16 protein-coding genes are annotated in these 22,432 nt (G+C 66.4%); 1 reads left to right on the top strand and 15 read right to left on the bottom strand.

The genetic code is table 11. The features are described 5' to 3' along the window. Nucleotides 1–3 precede the first annotated feature (3 nt). Both ACI2JO_RS09810 and ACI2JO_RS09805 read right to left on the bottom strand, forming a co-directional pair. Nucleotides 4–1,173, bottom strand: a complete 1,170-nt coding sequence (locus ACI2JO_RS09810) for an efflux RND transporter periplasmic adaptor subunit (protein ID WP_404720520.1) — start codon at nucleotides 1,171–1,173, stop codon at nucleotides 4–6. Then, nucleotides 1,166–4,369, bottom strand: a complete 3,204-nt coding sequence (locus ACI2JO_RS09805; RefSeq protein WP_404720519.1) for an efflux RND transporter permease subunit — start codon at nucleotides 4,367–4,369, stop codon at nucleotides 1,166–1,168. The genes ACI2JO_RS09810 and ACI2JO_RS09805 overlap by 8 nt, the downstream gene beginning before the upstream one ends. Nucleotides 4,370–4,538: 169 nt before the next feature. On the opposite strand from ACI2JO_RS09805, the gene ACI2JO_RS09800 reads away from it, so the two are divergent. Then, a complete protein-coding gene (locus ACI2JO_RS09800) occupies nucleotides 4,539–5,450 on the top strand; it encodes a LysR substrate-binding domain-containing protein (RefSeq protein WP_404720518.1) in 912 nt (303 codons plus the stop codon). A 21-nt stretch (nucleotides 5,451–5,471) separates the two neighbouring features. Here ACI2JO_RS09800 and ACI2JO_RS09795 read toward each other — a convergent pair whose 3' ends face one another. The 13 genes from ACI2JO_RS09795 to ACI2JO_RS09735 all read right to left on the bottom strand — a co-directional run bounded on the left by ACI2JO_RS09795 (nucleotide 5,472) and on the right by ACI2JO_RS09735 (nucleotide 22,432). Next, on the bottom strand, nucleotides 5,472–8,837 hold the full coding sequence (locus tag ACI2JO_RS09795; protein ID WP_404720517.1) for an ImcF-related family protein: 3,366 nt from the start codon (nucleotides 8,835–8,837) through the stop codon (nucleotides 5,472–5,474). Next, nucleotides 8,834–9,544 (bottom strand): DotU family type IV/VI secretion system protein, encoded by a 711-nt coding sequence (locus tag ACI2JO_RS09790; protein WP_404720516.1) that lies wholly within the window; start codon nucleotides 9,542–9,544, stop codon nucleotides 8,834–8,836. The genes ACI2JO_RS09795 and ACI2JO_RS09790 overlap by 4 nt, the downstream gene beginning before the upstream one ends. Beyond that, nucleotides 9,534–10,895, bottom strand: a complete 1,362-nt coding sequence (gene tssK, locus ACI2JO_RS09785) for a type VI secretion system baseplate subunit TssK (RefSeq protein WP_404720515.1) — start codon at nucleotides 10,893–10,895, stop codon at nucleotides 9,534–9,536. Before tssK ends, ACI2JO_RS09790 begins: the two co-directional genes overlap by 11 nt. Before the next feature lie 2 nt (nucleotides 10,896–10,897). Then, the gene (gene tssJ, locus ACI2JO_RS09780; RefSeq protein WP_404720514.1) at nucleotides 10,898–11,578 is read right to left on the bottom strand and encodes a type VI secretion system lipoprotein TssJ; all 681 of its coding nucleotides are present in this window, start codon (nucleotides 11,576–11,578) and stop codon (nucleotides 10,898–10,900) included. Nucleotides 11,579–11,640: 62 nt separating this feature from the next. After that, on the bottom strand, nucleotides 11,641–12,033 hold the full coding sequence (locus tag ACI2JO_RS09775; RefSeq protein ID WP_404720513.1) for a PAAR-like domain-containing protein: 393 nt from the start codon (nucleotides 12,031–12,033) through the stop codon (nucleotides 11,641–11,643). Between the two features lie 4 nt (nucleotides 12,034–12,037). Next, the gene (locus tag ACI2JO_RS09770) at nucleotides 12,038–12,637 is read right to left on the bottom strand and encodes a DUF3540 domain-containing protein (protein WP_404720512.1); all 600 of its coding nucleotides are present in this window, start codon (nucleotides 12,635–12,637) and stop codon (nucleotides 12,038–12,040) included. A gap of 4 nt (nucleotides 12,638–12,641) precedes the next feature. Beyond that, nucleotides 12,642–13,691, bottom strand: coding sequence for a pentapeptide repeat-containing protein (locus ACI2JO_RS09765; RefSeq protein WP_404720511.1), 1,050 nt, complete (start codon nucleotides 13,689–13,691; stop codon nucleotides 12,642–12,644). Next, nucleotides 13,688–16,204 carry a DUF2169 domain-containing protein gene (locus tag ACI2JO_RS09760; RefSeq protein ID WP_404720510.1) on the bottom strand — a complete coding sequence of 839 codons (2,517 nt, stop codon included), beginning with the start codon at nucleotides 16,202–16,204 and terminating at the stop codon, nucleotides 13,688–13,690. Before ACI2JO_RS09760 ends, ACI2JO_RS09765 begins: the two co-directional genes overlap by 4 nt. A gap of 90 nt (nucleotides 16,205–16,294) precedes the next feature. Further along, nucleotides 16,295–18,376: a type VI secretion system Vgr family protein gene (locus tag ACI2JO_RS09755; protein WP_404720509.1), complete on the bottom strand. Its 2,082-nt coding sequence runs from the start codon at nucleotides 18,374–18,376 to the stop codon at nucleotides 16,295–16,297. Then, the gene (locus tag ACI2JO_RS09750) at nucleotides 18,364–19,215 is read right to left on the bottom strand and encodes a type VI secretion system baseplate subunit TssG (RefSeq protein WP_404720508.1); all 852 of its coding nucleotides are present in this window, start codon (nucleotides 19,213–19,215) and stop codon (nucleotides 18,364–18,366) included. Before ACI2JO_RS09750 ends, ACI2JO_RS09755 begins: the two co-directional genes overlap by 13 nt. Next, nucleotides 19,206–20,978: a type VI secretion system baseplate subunit TssF gene (locus ACI2JO_RS09745; protein ID WP_404720507.1), complete on the bottom strand. Its 1,773-nt coding sequence runs from the start codon at nucleotides 20,976–20,978 to the stop codon at nucleotides 19,206–19,208. The genes ACI2JO_RS09750 and ACI2JO_RS09745 overlap by 10 nt, the downstream gene beginning before the upstream one ends. A gap of 3 nt (nucleotides 20,979–20,981) precedes the next feature. Continuing rightward, a complete protein-coding gene (locus tag ACI2JO_RS09740) occupies nucleotides 20,982–21,365 on the bottom strand; it encodes a GPW/gp25 family protein (protein ID WP_404720506.1) in 384 nt (127 codons plus the stop codon). A 62-nt stretch (nucleotides 21,366–21,427) separates the two neighbouring features. Next, nucleotides 21,428–22,432: a hypothetical protein gene (locus tag ACI2JO_RS09735; RefSeq protein WP_404720505.1), complete on the bottom strand. Its 1,005-nt coding sequence runs from the start codon at nucleotides 22,430–22,432 to the stop codon at nucleotides 21,428–21,430.

The raw sequence follows: 22,432 nt of genomic DNA, 5'->3' as shown, positions 1-22,432 counted from the left end.
CGCTCACCGTACCGTCTGCCCGTTCTGCACCTTCACCGGATCGCCGTCGGCCAGCGAGTCTGGCGGGTTGTCGATGACGCGATCGGCGGCGCTGACGCCCGCGCTGACCTCGACGGTGTTGCCATGGTCCTGCGCGATCCGGATCGTGCGCAGATGCGCCTTGCCGTCGCTGCCCGCGAGCGCGACCTGCGTGCCCTTCTCGCCGACGATCAACGCACTGGCCGGCAAGGCCACCGCTCCGCTCGCCCCGGCGACCGGGAAGCTCGCCTGCGCATAGGCACCCGGCTTCAGCGCGCGATCGGGGTTGGCGGCCTCGACCTGCACCAGCACCGTCCCCGACGATTGGTCCACCGCCCCGGCCGAGCGGGTCAGCGTCGCATCGAAGGTGCGGCCGGAATATTCGGGCAGCGTCAGCGTGACGTGCATACCGGGATGGATCTGCGCCGAATAATTCTGCGGCACGCGGATATAGGCGCGCATCCGCCGCACGTCGGAGACGGTGAACAGCGGCGTCGAAGCGGCGGTGCCCGCGGTGACCAGCGCGCCGATATCTGTCGAGCGGCTGGTGACGATGCCACCGAACGGCGCGACCAGCCGCGTGAAGCCCTGCGTGTAGGTCAGCCGCGCGACATTGGCGCGCGCGGCATTGGCGACGGCGGTCTTGGCGGCGAGGTCGCCGACCTTCTCGTCGGTCTCCTGCTTCGACACCGCATCCTTGGCGAGCATGTTGCGCCAGCGCGTCGCGGTCGAGGCGGCGAGTTGCTGGTTGGCGCGTGCGGTTTCCAGATCGGCGCGTGCGGCGACCAGTTGCTGGTCAATCTCCGGCGCGTCGAGCACCGCCAGCGTCTGACCGGCGCGGACCGGATCGCCGATATCGACATACCATTTGCGGACATAGCCGCTGGTCCGCGCGAAGATCGGCGCGCTGTTGAGCGCCTGCAACGTCGCCGGCAGCGTCAGCGCGCCGGTCGCCGCCGCCGGCTTGGGCCGGATCACCGCGACGGTCGGGGTCGCCTGCGCGGCGGTCCAGTCAGCGAGCCGGCTTTCGGTGCGCGAACGCGTGGCGATCCCCGCGCCGACCACGCCGACCGCGATCACCGCCGCGGCGATTCCCGCGGTGCGCAGCGAACGGGATGGCGCGGGCGGCGGTGCGTCGGTCGACGCCTCAGACATGGGCTTCCTCCAGATGACTGGCCTCACGCACCGGACGCGTCGCGCCGTGGCGACGGTGGACGAGGCTGAAGATGACGGGGACGAACATCAGCGTGGCGAAGGTAGCGACCAGCAATCCACCGATCACCGCGCGGCCGAGCGGGGCGTTCTGCTCGCCGCCTTCGCCCAGCCCCAGCGCCATCGGCAACATGCCGATGATCATCGCCAGCGCGGTCATCAGCACCGGGCGGAAGCGCGTCATGCCCGCCTCCAGCGCGGCGGCGGTCGCGTCGCCCAGTTCGGCTAGCCGCTCGCGTGCGAAGCTCACCACCAGGATCGCATTGGCGGTGGCAACGCCCATGCACATGATCGCGCCGGTCAGCGCGGGCACCGAGAGCGTCGTGCCGGTGGCGAACAGCATCCAGATGATCCCCGCCAGCGCGCCGGGCAGCGCGGTGATGATGACGAACGGGTCGAGCCAACTCTGGAAATTCACGACGATCAGCAGATAGATCAGCACGATCGCGCCGAGCAGCCCGTAGCCGAGCCCCGAGAAGGCGCTCTTCATCGTCGCAAACTGCCCGCGCATCGTGACGGTCGCGCCCTTGGGCGCCTCGGCCTTGAGGTCGTCGAGCACCCGCTGGATGTCGCCCGACACCGCGCCGAGATCCCGCCCGGCCGGCGTCGCGAAGATGTCGACCACCGGCGCGATGTTGTAGTGCGACACCACCGCCGGGGCGTTGCCGCGGACGATCGTCCCCAGCCCGCCCAGCACCTGCGAGCGCCCGCTCGCCCCCGTCACCGGAAGACTCGACAGGTCGCTCATCGATCCGACCCGATATTCGGGCGCCTGCGCCACCACTGGATAGGAGACGCCGTTGTCGGGATTGAGGAAGAACACCGGCGCGGTCTGCTGCGTGCCGGCTAGCGAGCTGGCGAGGCTGGTGGTCACGTCGCGCTCGGTCAGCCCATATTGCCCGATGCGGCTGCGATCGACCGCCACGTTGAGCTGCGGGTAGCGTGCGGATTGCTGGATACGCGCGTCGGCGAGACCCGGGATGCGCGCGATGCGGCGCATGATCTTTTGCGCATAGGCGGCATTGGCGTTGGCGTCCTTGCCGGTGATCTGAATATCGATCGGCGCCGGCGCACCGAAATTGAGGATTTGGCTGGTGATGTCGGCAGGCAGGAACGAGAAGGTCGCACCGGGGAAGTCGCGCGGCAATTGCTCGCGGAGGCGACGGACATAATCCTCGGTCGGCCGGTGATCGTGCGACAGCTGGATCAGCACGTCGCCGTCCTGCGGCCCGACCGTCCCCGAATTGTTGTAGGTCGTGTTGATCGAACTGACCGGCAACCCGATGTTGTCGACCACCGACACCAGCTCGTCGGCCGGGATGATCTGGCGGATGCGGCGCTGGATGCGGTCGAATTCGGCCGAGGTCTGTTCGATGCGGCTGCCGACCGGCGCGCGGACGTGCATCGCGATCTGCCCGGCATCGACCGACGGGAAGAAGTTCTGGCCGAGAAACGGCACCAGCCCGAACGACAGCAGCACCACCGCGAGGAATCCGATCACGAATCCCTTCGGGACGGCGAGCACCCGTTCCAGCATCGCGCCATAGCCGGTCCGGAAGCGCTCGAACCGCGCCTCGAACCCGCGCTGAAACCGCACCAGCGGGTTGCGCGATGTCGGCGCCCCGGCGCTATGCTGGTCGTGATCGTCGCCCGCGCCGTGCGGGCGCAGCAGATACATCGCCATCGTCGGCACCAGCGTGCGCGACAGGATGAACGAGGCGATCATCGCGAACACCACCGCCAGCGCCAGCGGCACGAACAGGAACCCCGCGACCCCGGGCAGGAAGAACATCGGCACGAACACGATGCAGATGCACAGCAGCGACACGAACGCCGGCGTCACGATTTGCGCCGCACCGTCGAGGATGGCGCGGTGCACCGGCTTGCCCTGTTCGAGATGCCAGTTGATGTTCTCGATCGTCACCGTCGCATCGTCGACGAGGATGCCGACCGCAAGGCTCAGCCCGCCGAGCGTCATCGTGTTGAGCGTGTTGCCCGTCACCGCCAGCCCGATGATCGCCGACAGGATCGCCAGCGGAATCGAGATCGCGATGATCACCGTCGACCGCCACGATCCGAGGAACAGCAGGATCATCAGGCTGGTCAGCGCCGCCGCGATCAAGCCTTCCTTGACCACCCCCTCCACCGCAGCGCGGACGAACAGCGACTGGTCGCCGATCGGCACGATCTTGAGCGTGCTCGGCAGCGTCTCCTGGATCTTCGGCAACGCGTCCTTGATCCCCTGCACGATCGCCAGCGTCGACGTCGCGCCGTTCTTGAGCACCGTCATGATGACCGAGCGCGACCCGTCGACGTGCACGACATTGGTCTGCGGCGCGGAGCCGTCGCGGACGTGCGCGACGTCGCGCATGTAGATGGTGGCGCCGCCGACGACCTTGACCGGGATGCTGTTGAGCTCCTCGATCGAACCCGGCGCGTTGTTGAGCCGGACGCTGTACTGGAACCCGCCGATTTTGGCGAAGCCGGCCGGGTTAATCTGGTTCTGCGCCGCGATCGCATTGCCGACATCCTGCGCCGACAGCCCCTTTGACTGGAGGGCCTCGGGATCAAGGTCGATCTGGATCTGCCGCTGCCGCCCGCCCGACGGATAGGGGATCGCCGCGCCCGGCACCGTCACCAGCCCGGGGCGGACCTGATTGCTGGCGAGATCGAACATCTGCCCTTCCGACAGCCCCTTGCCCGACAGGGCGAGCTGGACGATCGGCACCGTCGAGGCGCTGTAGTTGAGCACCAGCGGCGGGGTGATTCCCGGCGGCAATTGCTTCAGCACGGTCTGCGACACCGACGTGACCTGCGCGGTGGCGGTGCGGATGTCGGCGCCGGGCTGGAAATAGATCTTTACCACCCCAATGCCGGGCAGCGACTGGCTCTCAATATGGTCGATGTCGTTGACTGTCGTGGTCAGCACGCGCTCGAACGGGGTAATTATCCGCCCGGACATCTCGTCAGGCGACAGGCCGGCATATTGCCAGGCGGTGGCGATCACCGGCACCTTGATATCGGGGAAGATGTCGACCGGCGTGCGGATCGCCGCCAGCACGCCGACGACCGCGATCAGGATCGCCATGACGATGAAGGTCAGTGGCCGCGCCAGCGCGATGCGTACGATGCCGATCATGGGCAGCTTCCCGTTGATGACGTCCGTTCCGGTGGGCGATGCCAGAGCGGCATCGGGTGACCGGCGGAAGGCGGCGACGACGAACATGCCGCGGCGCAGCGAATGAGCGTCGATTGCCGCTTTGTCTAATATTGTTTCCGCAATGATTGATACGTAGAGCCTATCAATCATGGAGCTGCGCCACTTACGCTATTTTGTTCAGGTTGCGGAGGATCTGCACTTCGCGCGCGCGGCCGCCCGGCTGGGCATTTCGCAGCCGCCGCTCAGCCAGCAGATCCGCCAGCTTGAGGATGAACTGGGCGTGCGGTTGCTCGACCGCACCAGCCGCCGTGTCTCGCTGACCCGCGCTGGCACCGCGTTCCTCGATGCGGCGCGGCGCGTATTGGTGGAGGCGGACAAGGCCGCGCTGACGGCACGGCGTCTCGGAAGCGGCGAATGCGGCGAGTTGCGGGTTGGCTTCAACGCATCGGCGCCGTTCATCCCGCAGGTCGCCACCGCGATCCACACCTACCGCCTCCGCTACCCTGATGTGCAACTCGTGCTGTCGGAGATGGTCGGCCCGGTTCAGGTCGAGGCAATCCTGGGCGATGCGCTGGACGTCGGCTTCCTGCGCAGCACCACCCCGCCGTCCCTGCCGTCCGAACTGGTGGCGAGCCGCATTCTGTGCGAGCGTTTTGTCGTCGCCACGCGGCCGGATCACCCGCTCGCCGGTCGGTCCGGTCTGCGGCTGGCCGATGCCGCCGCTCACCCGCTGGTCGTCTACGCCAACGATCGCAGCGGCGGCTTCACCGATGAATTGTTCGCGCTCATGCGAGTGGCCGGCACCGAACCGCGGATCGCACAGACCGTGCGCGAGGTCTCCACCCTGCTGGGACTGGTTGCCGCCGGCGTCGGCATCACGGTCGTGGCAGAGTCGCTCTGTGCACTCCAGTCGGCCGGCCTGGTCTACACACCCCTGCTCGACGACCATGCGGAGAGCGCCATCTGGCTGATCCACGCCCTGACGTGCGCGCGCACCGCGACGAATTTCACCACGATCGTGCAAGGCGGTGCGGCGCCAGCCGGGCAGGACATGGTCTAGGACCTCCATCGCCCTCGCGCCTCATGGTTCGGTGGGCGGGACCACCGGGCTTTGCATGAGCGGCATTTGCGGCGCGCCCACTGGCGTGAACAGGTCGATCTCGCTTGACGCGTGGCGGCGCGGGCACAGGCCGCGATAGAGATCGGGATTGAGCGGGTTCTGCGCACTGGCGGATGTGATCGAGATCACCCACCGCCCCTGAGCGTCGCCAAGCCCGACCAGCATTGCCGCCGGCGATCGCATCGCGTGCCGCTCGGCATCGCCGATCAGCGCCAGAAGCGCCCATGGGCCGGCATATCGGCGCCGTACCACCTGGCCATCAACACGCTGCAACTCCATCTCGACAACGTTCGAACCGGTCGGGCCGGGCCAGTGGATCGTCACAGGAGCGGCGGGCCCATGCGCGTAGGTCCAGTTCTGCCCGTCTACGGTCAATCGTGCCTGCAGCACGTCATCATCGAGATGAAAGGCGCGCATCGTCAGCACCAGCCCACCGCCTTCCGGCGGGAACCATGCCTGACCGATCCGCGTCGCGCGCTGCAACCACGAGATGCGCGCGCGCATGTCTTGGACACCGGCGCTACCGGGAGGTAGCCGCGGTCGCCAGGGCGTTGCCCCGGTGTCAATGAGGGAGCTGTTCTCGGTGAGGATCCTGGCGATCCGACCGGCTGGCGCGAAATCCTGAACGAAGGTCGCCCAGTCCAGCTCACTGCTGCCGTGCCGGCCGAACGGGAACGGCGCGTCGAGCAGACAGGAGAGATAGGATGGCACCGCATCCATATTGATCGCCAAGGTGTCGGCCTGCGCATGAACCAGCTCCCGCCCGCTGTCTTCGGCCAGATCCTGCATCAGCTCGCGCAACGGTGCCGGCAGGCGGCCGGCCGCGACACGTAACATCTTCAGACTCGCGGGTGCCGGCGGGCGACCGCCAAACTCTGCCGCCGCTTGTTGCTGACCCAGATAGCGCGCGATCGGCTGGATCGTCTGGATCATCCGATCGCGCGACGCGGCCTTCCCCTTGTCGTCGGGGAAATAGCTGCGCAATGCCGCGAACCGCTGCGCCAGGGCATAGGACGGATCGGTCGTCACCGCCGCCGGGCGCGGTGAGTTGCGCCAGCCCAATTCATATTGCACCCGCGCCCAATCGCCTGCGATGCGCGCCGCGAGCCGTGACCAGAGACTTGTCACCTTTCGCGGCGGCAGCGGCATCTGTTGCTCCAGTACATCAAGCAACTGGATGAACGGCGACGCGTCGCTGGCGAAGGTCTGGGCGCGATCGACCGCCTCTCCTACGTCGTGTGCCCGAACGAGATGCATGGCGGAGAACATGGTCTCCCACGCCAGCGAAGCCTCACGGACGTATCGGGCACGTAGCGCACCATCGAGCGCGGCGAGGTCGGCATCACTCGGTACGGGATCGACAGGCTGTCCGTCAGCGGTCATGACCCGGCGGTATTCCGCAATCCATGCAGCGTAGCGTCGATGGCTGGCGCGGAAGCCGGACTGCAATCCCTCTGCGGTGAAAAACCACGACACCGCTGGCGCCTCGCCAAACCAGAACGCTCCTGGTCCGAGTGCACCGGAGAGGGTGAAATCGACCGCATTCGCTGGCCGCATCTCCTCGCGCATTCCAACCCATAGACGTTCGTCAAGCGAGTAGTGAGCCGCTCCTGCAAGTGCCGAGCGCCATGCCTTGATGTCGTCCCGCAATACCGCCACGCGTTCGTTTTCGTCGCGTGCGCGATGACGCGCAAGCTGATGCAGAACGGCATCCGATTGTTCGGGAGAGGCTCCGCATTGCGCCAGCCGGCTGCGCAGCAGTGCCTCGTCGGAGCCGTCGGCCACACCTTCTCCGCGAAACGACAGCGCGGTCGCGAGTGCGCGATAGAGATCGGATGGCACCGCCGGACCGGCCGCCTGCGAGACACAGGCACGGTTCCAGCCGATTAACGCCGGCAGGAGCCGCTGACGCCATAATTGCCCTTCCAGCTTCGCCAGCGTCGCGCTGGCACGCGGTGGTAACGACGTTCCGATCGTCGCCTCGGCCTGCGCCTGCGCGTCCTCGACCACGGTCATTGTATCAAGTGCCGGTGTGATCGCAGTCGATGAGTCCGGCAGGGCTGCGCGATAGGCGGCTCGCCGGACCTCGGAGCGCCGTGACCGCCATTCCGTCAAGGCGCGATCGTGCCGCGCGGGCGTCTCGACCACTATGTCATTGATGAGGAGAAGAGCGCCGAGCGCCAGCGCGAGCACCGCCAGGCCACGCAGCAGAGCAAGGCGCGGGCGATAGCGCGGGGCAGGATCATCGGCGAGCAGGACATGCACCAGCCCCGAAAGGCCGACGACGGCGTCGCCCTTTTCCCACATCCAGAACACGCCGCGCAGCCAGGCGGTCGCGAAGAGAGTGGTTCCGATGCCGAGCTGCCGGAACACGATCGACGCGCTTTCCAGATCAGCCTGGCACTGCTGTTGCACACGCAATCTGGCGAGCGCCGTCGCCGGAGCAAGGTCAGGCTCGAGCAGCGATGCCGTGAGAATGGCGCGAAATTCGGCGATCAGCGCTTGCCAGGCTGCACCACTTGTTCCTCTGCGCACCGGCACCGAGAAGCCATGCGGCAAGTCCTCCGTCCTTGCATCCCAGGCAATGCCCGTCCCCGCGTCGACGGTGGTCCACCGAGTGACCCACAGCGGAAGCTTGCGACCGGTCCACTGTTGCCATTGTGACAGCAGGATACGCATCTGCGCCAGCGCAGGCGACGACGCCCCGCCCTGCCACGCACTCTCGGAAATCAGCCATACCGCGGCACGGGGCGCACGCCGATGCTTCAGGGCTCGCGCCCAGCCCGACAATGCTTCCGGCGACGCGATCAGCCAGCATCGTCCCGACGACCAGAAAACGTCACCCGCTGCATTGTCATCGGCTTGGGCGTCGATCGCCAAGGGCCAGTAACGGCGCAAGGTGGCGGCCACCTCGTCCTCCGCCACGATCAGCATATCGGGCGCGAAGCGGAGCGACAGCTGCTCTGCCAACCACGTTGCAATGGCGCCGCGCTGCCTGTTGGGGTGCGTGAGTCGTTCACGGGCCGCCCAAGCAAGCAACTGCGCACAGCTTTCTCGCAAAGGATCAGGCTCACGCGGCCGTGATCGTGGGAGAAGTTGCCGCCACCCCCAAGCCAGCGCACCGCCCAGCAGCGGCAGCAATACCAGCGCGGGCACCATCGCGATGACAGCAAGACGCCAGCCCGGTGGATCGAGCGGCCGGCTCTCGCCTATGCGGATCTCGGGCCCGACCCACCAGACCAGCGCCGCGAACAGCAGGAAGGCTGCAAAAAGGAGAACCGTACGCGTGACGCGCGCCAGCCCGCGCCCGTTTTTGGCGCCGCTCATCGGTTCGCCCCTCGGTTCACCGCGCCAACCATATCGGCGGCGGCCGCGTCCCAGCGCGCGTCGATGTCGCGCCGAATTTCGAGAAAGAAGAGGAGCAGCATTGCAAGCGACAGACCCGCCACGGCGACGCCGATCCTGCGGCCACGTTGCTGCACATGCCTCGTTGCCAGCTGAACCAGATCAGCCATGACCGGCGGATCGCCCGCCTCACCGTTCAGGCGATCGCGAATTTCGAGCCGCAATCCGTCGAGCGTTTGCTCGCCACCGAGTTCCACCCCGTGCCGGCCACGCAGGCCGAGAACGATTGCCCGTTCGTAGAGGCGCAGCAGCGCAAGGCGGTGCGGGTGGACGGTCGGTCGGATTTGATCGTCGGCGTCGTGCAGCAGCGCGTCCAGTCTTGCCCAACTCCGTTGACCGCCATGCGCATCGCCGTGATGACGCACCAACAGCCCCACCGCTGCCCAGCGCATCCCGAACCGCTCCGTACTCAGTTCGTCACCGAGCGTGCAAAGCAGGTAGCTGGCATCCGTCACCACCATTGCGTCACCGCTGACATGAAGCGCGCTACGCTCGAAGGCGCGTACTTCCGCGATCAGTCGTGCGGACCAGGCCTCCACCGCGACATGCTCCGCTGGGTCGTCGCCCAGCGCCTGCGACAAGACGTTGAGGAAGCGATCGGCTGCCTCAAGCAGAAAATCATCCGCCATATGTCGGCTCCGGTAGCGGGGCGCGGATGACCCAGCCGCGCAGCATGAGTCCCGGCCAGTCGCCAGCAACATAGAGGCCAAGGCTGCGGCTACTCGCCAGGTCTGTCCATGCTGCACCGCCGGGCTGCAGCTCGAAATAATGCCAACCGATCTGCAAGGGCAGCTCTGGGGGCGCGCTGGGTAGATGACGCATCGTGACACCAGGCACCTGCCGTCTGACGCGTTCGGCCAGCCGATCCGCCGCTCCAACGATCGCCTGTCCTTTGAAGCGGCTGAAGAACCACTCGTCCGGCACCTCGGCGTGCACAGCGAGTACGATCCGCTCGTCGCTGGCGAGCGGTGGCAGCACCTCGGTTCCGACGTGCAAACCGTCGGCATCGGGCCGGAAGCTGAACTCGACCGCCAGACGCTCACGCATCCTGCTCAGCAACGCCTCGGCACGATCGAACAAGGGCCGAAACGCAGCGGCTGGATCGTTGGGGAGCCAGTTCACCGCGCCCGCGCGCTCTGGCGGGTGCTGCACCGCGGCCATGTCGCTGACCAGCAGATGCAGGATGCGTAAGATCGCCAGCGGCTCGACCCGCGGCAACGACAACTCCAGCCGAAGCGCCGTCTCATGCCGCAGCAGCGACTGCAGCAGCAGGAAGTCCGACACCTCGAACAACGAGCTTGTTTGCGGCTGCCCCAGCCGCCCCATCTGCCACTCTGCGCGGTGCGAGAGCAGATCGAGCATCGCCTCGAGCCGACCCAGCAACGTCGCGCTGCCGCGCAGATCAAGGAGCGGTGGCACAAAGTCGGCATCAAGCGTCACCTGTCCGCCCGGCAGCACCGCCGAAACCCGCATCAGCGGTAGGGAAAGGTCGGAGCCAAGCGCATCGGTCGTTCGCTCCAGTCGCAAATTCAGCAAGCCCAGGCTGACCTGTTCCGGCTCGCCTCCTGTCACCTCGTCATGAAGCGTCTCGATCCGACTGCGATAGCGCGCGCGCCTACCATCATCGCGGCTACCACTCGCCGGCTCGTCCACCGTCACGCCGCTGCGTCCGACCACGAGAGCGATGATCTGTCCCGCGTCGTCCGGTCGCACGGCAAGGGGCGCTGGCGGGGCAGCCTCTTCGGGCACATCGAAGGGCGTTCCATCGCTGAACACGCCACGCACCACGCGCAGCGAGACATGACCATGAGCTAGCGCGCGCTGGTCCAGATCGATCGCGAAGATGCCGCCGACACCGTGACCCGAGCCGACGCGTGCCTCGACACGGTGAAGAAGATGGGCATGGAGATGCTGAAAGTGCTGAGGCACAAGCAACATTCCTTCATGCCAGAGCACTGGCAAGGCTGAATGGGCCTTCATGATTATTCCGGATCGTGGGGTTTGGCCGTTGTGGGCGAGGTCTCCGGCGGGCAACCGGGCTGGTTGAGCCGCGGGATGACCGGCGGCGGGTCGGCAGTCGATGTAGCCGCGGTGCTTTCGACTTTTTCGGCCGCGAACAGGTGCAGCGCCGTGCCGCGCGCGTAGATGATCCAGCCCGCTGCGGCGGCGCTATCGTCGAGCTTCAGAACCAGCCGCGTTTCCGATGCCGAGGCTTCGTCGCGAAAGTCTCCGACGATCCCCAGCAAGGCGTCGCCGCTGCTCAGCCACCCCATCGACACGCCCCGCCCCGGCGGGATGACGACATCACGAACGTCACGGATCTCACCGGACCACGTCGGGGGTCGTGTATCGGCCATCAACTCGACTGCGGGGGCAGCGGTGAAATGGCTTGCGGTTGTCAGCTCGAACAGTCGCAGCCGAAGCGGCGCGGCGCGCCCGGCTTCGTCCGGATTCACCCAGGCGGCCGCACAGACCAGCAACCGTAGTGACCGACGCGTGCCGCTGGCGACCGGGGGAGCCGAAGCGGCTTGCGCCACGCTGGAAGCATGGATGGGATCCGCCGCCTTTGCGGCTTCGCGTTGCTCGATGGATTTGCGCGACTCGATCCCCACCGCCTTGAGCACGGGAATTTTCTCGAGTGTTCCCGACACGCCGTCGTCCATCGCGCGCAGGACAGTGCACCCCGGCAACGCCGCCAGGGCAAGCGCAGCGACCGCTCCGCGGGTCAGGCGCACAGCAGCACAACTTTGAATTGATTGGGGACAGCCGCGATGCCGATCGTGTTCATCGTGTTCGACGGGCCACAGGACCCGACACGCCGTGTTGGCAGCGAGCCCATCAGACAGGTCGTGGCGTTGGTCAGCGAACGATGCGGCCCCATCACCGTCCCCGACGCAACCCCGGCGACACCGGGTAGGTCGCCAAGCGACAGCGGCAAGGTTGTCCCCATGTTGTGCACGGGTGCACCGCCAACGATGACGTTATAGGGGGCGGGAAAGCCCAACACCTCCTGCGCGATATTGGGATAGGGCACCGGTACCACCACCGGTCCGACAGGCGTGAGGCAGACGTCGGGCATGCCGATGGTCAGGGCGGGCAATTGGTTAAGTGCGAACATGATCCTATCCGACCGTGATCTGCTCGCCGTCGATCTTCATCAGCCCGCGTGCCGTGACGATGCCGGTGTGCGCCGAGAGCGCCAGCAGATCGCGAGCGGCGACATCAAACTGGCCGCAGCGCACCGTCTCGACCTCTTCAACGTCGCGGATGCTGCGCCCACGCCACGCAAACGCATCGCGTACCCAGGTGCTCAATCGCGTAACCACGCCGTGCACCGCGCCGACACAGACGGTCAGCGTGCCTGCGGTCGCCTGAAGTTCGTCGTGCACGGCGCTCCACCGTCGCCCGCGCGTCTCCAGCGCCGCGACCTCGATCCGCGCGCTTTCCGCTTCCAGTGCGACGTGCGGTGCGGCGAGTTGAAGGGGGCGGCTCCCACTGGCCACAAGCACCGCAACCACCCACAGGTCATCTGCGTCGACAAGCAGCGCGAGGTCGCCCGCGCCCGGCTCGACAAGGCACGACGCGGCGGCGCGACAGGCGCGCCCGTCGACCAATCGGCCCTGCCCCGTCTGCCAATGCGCCAGCGTCGCGGTCAGCAAGGTGGCGTCGTCGACGCCGGGCATCGCGGCGGAAGGCCGCGGCCAGGCGAGCAATTTTGACATGATATCATCCCTTGGCCAAAGAGGTCGGATCAAGAAAGCAGCGCGTGGCGCCGTCTGGAAAAAGCGCCAGGGGAACGCCCTTCGTATCGCTGACCCGGGCGAAGCTGGTGATGGCACCGCCCCACGCCGTATCGCGCGAGATGCAGCCACTCAGATCGGCAAAGCCGAGGTCAGCGCGCGCGAAATCACAGCGGTCGAGCACCGCGCCCGCCAATAACCCCTGCCGCAAGTCACTATCCTGCAGTCGTGTGTCGACCAGATGCGCACCGGCCCAGATCGACGCGCTGGCGGCGCAACCGCCGAAGTCGCATGCAGTGATCGTTGCGCCCGCCCACTGCGTTTGCGTCAGATCTGCGCCCAGGAACGAAACCCGGTCGAGCGTCGCCTCGTGGAACCCGCAATTTCGCAGCGTCGCGCCGTCAAGGCAGGTTTCAACGATATGCGCCCGAGGAAACTGGCAAATTTGCCACTCTGCATCGCGTAGATCGAGGCCCTCGCAACGCAGGTCGTCGATGACGCAGCGGGTCCATCGCGTGTCTGACATCCCCCGCAACGCGCCCGCATCCAGCCCGGTGAGCGTGCAGCTGGTCAGATCGGTTTCGTCGAGCCGGGCATCGTCCCACCGTGTGCCGATCCACACGCAACCATCACCGTGGAGCCCCGTCGCGTCGACGCCGCGCCAGTCCGATTGCGCCCAGGTCGCGCGCTCGAACCGTGCCTCGGCCAGCTTTGCGCCACGCCAGTCACTCTGCGTGGCGCAAAGCTGATAATGAGAACCGCCGCTCCAGTCGCTTTCGGTCAATGTGCATCGTTGCATCATCAATCCATGGGTGGTCGATGCACCCCAACTGGTCCCTGCCAGATCGCATGCGATGAACCGCGCTGCTTTCAGGTCGCAATCCCCGAATATCGCTTCAGTGAAGCAGCAATCGAGGAACGTGGCGCCCGACCAATCCTCGCCGCGCAGGTCGCAACCTCGCAAATCGTGCGCCTGCAAGGGCCTGCCGCCCGCACGAGAGGCCCGCGCAGCATCAAGCCGCTCGGCGGCGCTCACGACCGAGCCTCCGGCAGAAAGCAGCTGGTTGTCCCGATCATTCCCGTGCGATCCGCGCCGCTCCAGCGCGCCTCGGGGAACCAGCAGCCGTCGAATACCGCGTCGCGAAAACTGGCGTCCCGGAGGTCTGCGCCGAGCGCGTGGACTCCGCGCAGCTGTGCCCGGTCGAGCCGGGCACTGCGCATGACAAGCGCCGTCCCCTGGCAGTCCCGCCACACTACGTCCGACAGGTCCGCCTCACTGAAATCGCTGTGGCTGACATCCACCTGCGTGAAACAGGAACCGGACAGGTCACAGGCGGCGAACGTCGCCCCGCGCAAGGTGGACGCGATCAGGGACGCGCCCTGCCAATATCGCGGCATCTTTACGCCATGCAGGCTGCCGCGGGTCACGCAAACCCGCGACCAGTCGCCACCGGTAAGTGCCACTCCCGTCATGACGGTCATCTCAAGGTTCGCCTCGTCAAAGCGACTTTCGCTCAGGTCGGTGTCGACGAAGGTGCAGCGCCGCAGCGTCGCACCGCTGAAAGCCGCTCTGCTCCAGTCGCCGCCGCTGATCGACAGACCGTCGAGTTGACCGCTCCACCGACTGTAACCCGCATTACAGCCACAGATCGTCGCGCCGATCACCCGCGCCGGCGAAATCAGGCGATCGAGCCGTGTGGCGGTGAGATGGAGGCCTTGCCAATGGCCGCCCTCGCAGCGCCATTCTTCGGCATCACAGCGAAGAAAACGACTGTCGTACAACCGCGCTCCGCGCAGATCTGCGGCCCGCAGATCGCAATCCATGAAGGTCTGCCCTCGCAACTCCCGCCCGGACAGGTCACACCCTCGCAAATCGAGACGCTGATGAAGCGTACCGGCGGGCGCCGCGGCTACGCGCCCCGCGCGACCACGTCGCAACGACGCTGGATCTAGCCTCTTGAAGCGCAGGGGTGCTGATCGCTCACCATCGTCAGGCGCCGCGCCTAGTGTAGCAGGATCGGGGAAATCGGCCATCGATGGCAGCGTCCCGACCATGTCGGTCAACCGCGCCTCCAGTAACGCCCGATCCGGCAACTGCTTCACGCCACTGGCGACCGGACCGTACCCGATCAGCCGCAATAAGGAATTGACATCGCCCGAAGCGGAAGATGCCGCCAACGCCGGGGGTGCGCCCGTCCGCTGGAGATCACGAAGCGCGATCAACCCCTCCGCCAGCGCGGCAGGATCGGGGGACGGTGGAACCGGGTGGGCCTCGCGCATTTCCGCAATCGCCGCCTGAAGCTTTGCCACGTCGATCGACCCACGTATCTGCGCCGCTGCTGCTGTCGCACCTGCCACAGCCTGTCGTCGCGCCGCCGGATCTGCTTCATCGACGCCGACCGCTTTCAGATCGCCGAGCATGGCCGTAATTTTGGCGGCGACATCATGGTCGTCGCCCGATCCTACCTCCTCGCGGACGCGATCAATCGCCTCCGCCAGCATCACCTGCGGATCGAGGCGGGGCGGCATCGACGCAATCTGACGCCGCTCCCCCGCTGCAAGCGCATCGAAGCGGACCGAAAAACCTGGCGGCAACAACATCCCATCGTCCAACGATGCCAATGCCGCATCGGTGGTGCGCGCCGTGCGCTGCGCCCACCGGCTTTCGTAATGCCCGCAGCCGAGTTGCGCGTCGTCCAGCGGCTCGAAGCCGACGATCGCGCGCGCCACATCCCCACCGTCAAGGCGATCTGTCGCGGTCTCGCCATGGTAAACGAGCACGCCCAACATCGCCTCCGGCACGAACCAGATCGTGGTCAGTCGCATCGCGATGGGTGACAGCGGCCCTTCGGCCGCTCCGACGTGCACTGTGGCGCGCAATCCTGGCAGCCGGCCTGTGATCAGCGCGGCAGTGGGGTGCCAGTGCTGCAGGACGAACTCCTCGTCGCCACGCCATGGAGACGCGCATTGCTGGTCGTCAGGTGCGTTCTGGAAGAAGCGTGGGTCGAAGTCGGCGGGATAGCCGGGGAAGGCGCTAGCGACATGGTCGGCGCCGATCGTCCCGATCCTGGCCAGCCGGGACGGATCGGTCATCGCCAGCGGCGCCGGCGACCAGGCGCGGCAGCGCCGATCCGGCCCCTGCCACGGAAAGTCGGGATGCTCGACACTCGGCGCGATGACGGGCGTCGTCGCGCCGGGGCGCCAGCCGAGCCCCAGCGGATTGTCTGCTACTCCTTCGCCGCCCCACGCGTTCGCCCAGCCGGTCGGCATGACGGTGGCGAGGGTGGTTTGAAGCCGTCCGTCTTCCCAGACGCGCGGACCGTGTATGACGAGGCGTTTGCGGCGCTCGCCGACCGTCACCGCCGCCTCCCAGCTTTCCGCCGCCACGCCGCCCGGCGCGAACGATCGCCCCGCAAGCAGCCATTCGCCGAAAGGCTTCGGCTGACCAAGGTCAAGCGGTTCACCGCCTAGCAGCGGCAAGACAAGCGGCCACATTTCGGCCTGCGCCCGAAGTATACTCGGCGCATCCAGCGCGAAGGCAAGCGTCACTCCAATCCCCACCTGCCCCGCGTCATTGACGCGGAATGGGAAGGTGGAGAGTGATGAGCAGGATGGTAGCGAAACGCGTGCCATTGCGAACTACGCGATGATCGTCATGGTGTGAAGCGCCGCATTAACCAGACCCGCTCCGATAGATTGGGCAGCGGTCGTCATAAGCATCTGACTGTGCTTCGTTTCGTAAGCAACATATTTTGATGCAAAGCGGCCCTCGTCAATTTTCACACCATATTGCTGCATTGCCGCAAGATTGATTTCGTACTTCACCACGATGCTCTGAACACTCGCGCCGATGAGATTCTCTCTCGTCGCCATGACGTTGGCGGAGTTCCACAAGACGCTTGTCTTCGTCAGACCGCTCGACGTGGAGGAACCGACGATCTCGTGACGGGCGGTGGCGGTCAGGGAAATGTTCGGTGTTTCGAGCGACAATGCCGGCGTCGTGATCCGCAGGCCGGCAGAGGCGGTCATCGACATATGTGGTGCCGAAGCTGACCATTGCCGCGTTGCCTGCTGCAACACGGAGTCGCCGGCCTTGATATCCACGTCTCTCGCGGCCGTGATCGTCAGGTTCTCGGCTGCGGCCAGCTCGACGCGTGGCCGGTCGGGATCGGCCGACATGCGGATATGCTCCGGGCTGCCCGTCCCCGAGCGGGTTCCCATCCCAACCCAATGCGCTCCACCAGCCATGTCCCATGGCGGCATACTGCCGGCCTCGCTCACCTCGCCAAATACCGCACCAAGTACCACCGGCCGCGCAGGATCGCCGTTGACGAACGATACCAACACCTCTTGCCCCGCGCGCGGCAAAGCGAAAAAGCCGGCCTTGTGCCCGGCCCATGGCGTCATCACTCGAACCCAGATCGTGCTATCCGCGCGATCACTCACCTGAGCATGGCTGTGCCAAAGGATGCGCACGCGAATGCGCCCCATGGCATCGGTGTGCACCGCGGCGTCGGGGGTGGGATGCTGCTTGCCATCATCGGGACGCCCGGCCGCATCCAACACCACGCCGGGGAGCAATCCCGGCAATCGCGGACGGGCGCGCGCGGTGGGCAACCAGACGCTGTCCACCGCGCGGAAGGCTATGTCGGCCGTGCAGCTCCACAAGCCCATATCGCTGCGATGATAGGCCTGGCGCGATTCCACCAATGCCACCCGCCCTGTCGAGGTCGGCTTCCCGTGTGCTTCGCGGCGCAGTGTCACCTGTTCGCCGGCGAACAACCATGGCAGCGACGTGCGAAAGGAACCGCGCACCGCCAGACTGGCACGTCGCCGCCGCTCGGCATGGTCGGCCAGCGTCGCCGGCGTGTCCTCCTCCACGAAGGTTTCGATCGTGACCCAGCGATGTTCGGAAGTTGGCGCGCTGCTGGCACTCCGCAGATCAACGTTGGGGTTTGACGGACTGTAAGCCGTCAGTGCCACGCTCTGCGGTGCGCGGATTTGCTCTTCGACAAGGTCGAAGACACCGTGCCGATGCCCCTCGAACTGGGGCTGGACGGACAAGTGCACGACGGAATTAAAAGGACTGCCCGGGTCATTTAGTGTGTCGAGCGCGTCGTGGAGCGACAATTCCAAGCGTAACGGCACGACCGGAAATGTCCTCGACTGCCACGTTGCTCGGATCACGCCGCCGCGGCCATCCTCGGCGAGAACGCGCCGCACGAACGCCTCGTCGGACTCCCCATATTGCACCTCATAGTCTCGAGCCGGTGCCGGAGCGGTCGTCGCGTCGTGTATCCCTCCACCGGCGCTCTCAAAGATAAGCCGCGCCATGTCCGTGCTGCTGACCGCCTCGAAAAAGCAGTAGTTGGCCGCGAAACTGCGGCCTTCGCGCGCGGCCGGCCAGCCGTGAAGCGTCAACTCAATCCGCCGCACCATCGTGTCGCTATCGAACAAGGCGCGGACCTGACTGATAGTGCCTGCGACGCACCGTCGATGCTCCGAGTCGGCATCAACGGCCTCGATCAACAGCACACCCTGATTGCCGGTCCAGCGATCCAGCGACAATTCCGGCGCGGGCAGCGGGGGTATCATCGCCAGCGTAAGCTGCGCTTCCGCGTTGCACTCCAGCCCTTCGGAGACGATCGCATCCTGAACGAAGACGCGGCGATGCGGCGCGAACACACCCGGAATGCCGAAGGTAAGCGTTATGCGATGCATGACGATCCTCGCTTTAGGCGTACCTGTCCCAGCGGCACGCGTTGGAGACGCGCGGACGGGAGAATGCTCGGCGCGATGATCCGCAGCTGGATCGCTGCCGCCACGCCGTGACATTCGCGCGCCAGCGCCATCAAACGCGCACGCAGCGTTCCGCCTGGTGCGCGCAATGCAGCGAATTGTCCGGCAGTCTCTGGACAGGCGCAAAGCCGGACCGGCGCATGCATGCCGCCATGCAGAGCAACCCGCCGCCCGACGATCCCCTGACCGAGGCCGACCGTCCCCATCCGCAGCGGCCTGGGATTGTCGCGCCAGTCGACGGTGTCCCGTTGAACGCTGACACCGAACCCCAGCCTGCGCCGCACGATCGCCGGCAAGCGATCCGCGGCTGGTGTCTGCCACGCCAGATGCGGCACCGCGAACCTGCCACCGGCCAGTTCGATGAGCAGCCGACAAAAGCGATCGTCGCCCTGCCCCACTTCGCACTCCGGGCGCAGCTGCGCCCAAGCCCGATAATGCAACTGGGCGTGTCGCTGAACCAGCAGATCAAGAAAGTGCAAGACCATGCGGCCATCGGGCTCGTGCAGGATCAGTTCGGTGAACCTGTTCGGCAGCGGTCCATGCGGTGCCAGAAGGCCGAAGTGCGGCGATAGCAGCACCGGCGGCCCGGCTTCCGCCTGTTGCCAGAGCGCGCGATCGTCGGTGGCGAAACCGACCGCCTGATCGAGCCGGATGGAGGCAAGGCCGCGCGCGCTGTCGCCGATCCTGATCCCACTCGCCCGTTCATAGGCCCGCAAGCGGCCGTGGATCGCCGCACCAGCGATATGTTGGGTCATCGCCATGCCAGCGCCTCGCCGATGGGATCGCCTGCACTGGCGAAGATGCAGCGGATGAAGGACTCGGCTTGCAGCTGCCGCACCAAGGTCGCTGCCAGAACATGTGGCCACAGGCAAAATGCCGGGTCGCGAATGGCACGCTTCTCGACGTCGATCGTCAGGCGCCAGCCGCGCGCGTACACCGGTACCGTTGTGCCGCCGATCGCCGCAACGTCGCTCTCCAGCACCGCGCCGCGCAGCGGAGGCAGTCGCTCGGCGCGACAGAACGGGCGTATCCAATCAAGAAGGGCCGTCGCGGTAGCCGAAGGTGACAATCCCCGCAGCCTGTCGATCCGCCAGCTCATCGCGCGCAGCACCGTCTCCGGCAACGGCGACGCCGCCGCGATCGGAGTCATTGCGCCGCCAACGCCGACGACATCCTGCAATCCAGCGACCACATCCAACCGCCAGTGCCGGCAATCGTCCGGGATCAGGACGTCGACCGACTGGCTCGCCCAGGCGGTTACGAGCAGCAGTGCGCTGTCCTCGATCACGGGGGACGGCGCGATCATCCACTCGAACGGCGGCGGCGACTGCTGCTTGCCGCGTGCCTCCTGCCAGCGCGGCTGGCGGCGAAGAGCGTAACAGGGCCGCTGAGGCCCCAGCTCGGAACCATCGAGGTCGTGAAGCGGGTGAAGCGGGGTGATGTGCCCGTCCCTCCCTCGCAGATCCACCCGCTCGACGGCGACGATCTCCTGCCCGTCTGACCCAGCGGGCAGTCGCACGTTCGCCTCGTACTGGTCGCCGAGGAACGTAACGGGTTCGCAGCGCCGCCGCGTCAGCGCCACGACGGGGCAGCAGAACAGCCGCAAGGCGTCAGGCGCCAGCTCTGGAGCTGCCCGTTCTCCGGGAAGAAACCACCATAGATCGATGGCATCGCCAAACCAATGTTCCAGACTGACCGGCAATCCGTCGAGCGACATGCGGAAAAAGCGTTCGGGCCAGGCCTGGCTCTCCCGCAGAAGTCGCAATGGTCCTGGAGGCGCACATTCGGGGGGGAGCAGCGCCTCGTCATCGCTCCAGCCGGTCGGCCGCAAGGCGGATTGCGGATGCAGGGCTTGAGCGACGCCGGAACACGGGTCGACCAAGGCCAGCGTAGCTCCCTGTCGGGTCAGACTGCCCCACAACCAACCCGCATGAGCGCCGCAACATTGCAGGTCGAGAGTGGCGTCGATTGCCGAGCCCACGCGCCATCCTCGTGCTGTTCGCAGTCGCGCGCGGATGATCGCGGCGTGGAAGAGTTCGGGCGGCACGGTCACCGCGCCGCGCTCAGCAAAGAGCCGCGTCAAAGCGTCGGGGTCGGGGGGCGGCAGCACCTCCAGCTCGACCGGGGATAATTGCAGTCCGGCAGCGGTGTGAAAATGCACTTCCTCGCCGCTGGCCAGCTGATAACGAAGCGCACTGTTGCGTGGCACGATCGTCCGGGCGGCCGCATCCTGGGTCAGCAAGGGCTTGAACTGCACCAGCGCTGCCGGGGGGAGCGCACAGCTCAGATCGGGTGCGATCGCCTGTACGATATCTTGAGCAAGTCGTTCATATTCGGCGTCAACGCGGATGGCCGTGCGCGCCGCCAGAAAGGCGACGCCCTCGATGAGCCGCTCGACATGCGGGTTGGTGGCACGCACGCCGAGATGCGGCGCCAGCTCGGGATGAGCCCGCCCGAACTCTATGGTCGAGTCGCGCAGCAGGGCCAGCTCACGCATAAAGGCACCACGCAGCATGTCGTGCATCGCTCAGCCCAGCCGTCCGTCCGCCACGGCAACGCCGCGATCGATACGGATCGTGCCGAATTTCGTATCGAAGTGGATGCACCAGGCGATGTCGTGATCGTCCGACCGCAGCTGCGCGGAAAGCGCGAACCGGCATCGACTGCGCACCCGATGTGCAGGCTCAAGCGGATCGATCCGGATCGAGGCAGGGTCGAGCCGCGGCTCGAAACGCCGCAACGCCGTCACGATGTCGGCGGCAACGGAACGCATGAATGCGTCATCGACACTCCGCCCCGAATAGCACCTGAGTCCGTAATCCAGCAGTGATCCGCTCGTTTTGCCGGATCCGTCGTGGAAGCGGATGTGATTGAGCATGTCCTCGGCATCGGACGCGACCAGCGCCGCCACGCTCTCTGCATCGACCCCTTGCGAAGCCGACAGGCCCAGCCATCTCGCGGCGGACATGTTGCTCATCTGGGGTCCACCATTCCGGTCAGCGACCGGAACTGCGCCGCCGCGTCGGGTAACAATGCCTGCAAGATGCCATGGAAATCAGCGTTCATAAGGGTGACGGCGCGCTGAAGGAAATAAGGTGCTGGATGCCCGGGTTCGTTCTGCGCGAACCAGCCGATGCATGACTGCAGAAGCGCGACGACATCCATGCGCTGCCATTCCGAGCTTTCCGGGTGCGATGCGGTCCAAGGATGATGAGGCGCCACCGATGCCGCCGGAGACCGATCGTCCGGCATCGCCGCGCCGACCCCGACCGACGCTGCCAGCAACTCGCGCACGCGAGCCAGCCAGCGTGAGGCGCGCTCCTGCTGGACCAGAGCGGCGAGTGGCGGATATGCTCGCAGCCACTTTGCGACATCCGCAATCACCGCCTGCATCGCCGTGACCTGCGACAACACGCCGGACGCGTTATGCTGCGATTGCGTCCCCGCCGTTGCCGCAGGATCGGCAAGGGCTGGCGACTGCCGCAAACCGTCGTTCACCGCTCGCGCAGCGCCCGAATCCTTCAGCAGCTCGATCATCGGCAGGTCACCATTTCCGGTTAGATCCGACGACTGCCATTCCCTGATGTGGTCATCGGTCAGCAGGTGCCCCAACGTCGTGCCGACAATCTCCAGCGCCGCCCCGTCGATATCGGCAGGTGCCGTCTGCCGCAGCGCCTCGGACCATTGCGCAAGCAGTGTGCCGCCGGCCAGGAAACCCTCCGTCGCCAGCACCGCGCGGTACCGCAACAGATGCAGGCGCACGTCGACAAAGTCGCAGAGCAGTGCCTCGGCTTGTGTCAGGACCTGCCGCCATCGCTCGCGACATTCCTCGGCCGAGCGGGCCGCGACGGGATCATGGCGCACGAGTTCGTCCGCCATGACCTGAAGCTGGCCATAACGGACGTCTCCGGCAAGCGCGGGCGCGACCGACAGGTCGAGCCGAAGCCCGGTTCCGATGATCGGATCACGCCCCGCCAC

It is taken from the genome of Sphingomonas sp. NPDC079357, assembly GCF_044901155.1.
Lineage (GTDB): Bacteria > Pseudomonadota > Alphaproteobacteria > Sphingomonadales > Sphingomonadaceae > Sphingomonas.
The sequence above is the reverse complement of the archived record's forward strand: the minus strand, read 5'-3'. Positions and strand labels throughout refer to the sequence as shown.

What these genes read in the sequence shown, in the direction of transcription:
- ACI2JO_RS09810 (WP_404720520.1), bottom strand. Translation starts at nt 1,173, where the DNA reads ATGTCTGAGGCGTCGACCGACGCACCGCCGCCCGCGCCATCCCGTTCG.
- ACI2JO_RS09745 (WP_404720507.1), bottom strand. Translation starts at nt 20,978, where the DNA reads ATGCACGACATGCTGCGTGGTGCCTTTATGCGTGAGCTGGCCCTGCTG.
- ACI2JO_RS09775 (WP_404720513.1), bottom strand. Translation starts at nt 12,033, where the DNA reads ATGTTCGCACTTAACCAATTGCCCGCCCTGACCATCGGCATGCCCGAC.
- ACI2JO_RS09750 (WP_404720508.1), bottom strand. Translation starts at nt 19,215, where the DNA reads ATGGCGATGACCCAACATATCGCTGGTGCGGCGATCCACGGCCGCTTG.
- ACI2JO_RS09770 (WP_404720512.1), bottom strand. Translation starts at nt 12,637, where the DNA reads ATGTCAAAATTGCTCGCCTGGCCGCGGCCTTCCGCCGCGATGCCCGGC.
- tssJ (WP_404720514.1), bottom strand. Translation starts at nt 11,578, where the DNA reads ATGGACGACGGCGTGTCGGGAACACTCGAGAAAATTCCCGTGCTCAAG.
- tssK (WP_404720515.1), bottom strand. Translation starts at nt 10,895, where the DNA reads ATGAAGGCCCATTCAGCCTTGCCAGTGCTCTGGCATGAAGGAATGTTG.
- ACI2JO_RS09805 (WP_404720519.1), bottom strand. Translation starts at nt 4,369, where the DNA reads ATGATCGGCATCGTACGCATCGCGCTGGCGCGGCCACTGACCTTCATC.
- ACI2JO_RS09800 (WP_404720518.1), top strand. Translation starts at nt 4,539, where the DNA reads ATGGAGCTGCGCCACTTACGCTATTTTGTTCAGGTTGCGGAGGATCTG.
- ACI2JO_RS09795 (WP_404720517.1), bottom strand. Translation starts at nt 8,837, where the DNA reads ATGAGCGGCGCCAAAAACGGGCGCGGGCTGGCGCGCGTCACGCGTACG.
- ACI2JO_RS09790 (WP_404720516.1), bottom strand. Translation starts at nt 9,544, where the DNA reads ATGGCGGATGATTTTCTGCTTGAGGCAGCCGATCGCTTCCTCAACGTC.
- ACI2JO_RS09755 (WP_404720509.1), bottom strand. Translation starts at nt 18,376, where the DNA reads ATGCATCGCATAACGCTTACCTTCGGCATTCCGGGTGTGTTCGCGCCG.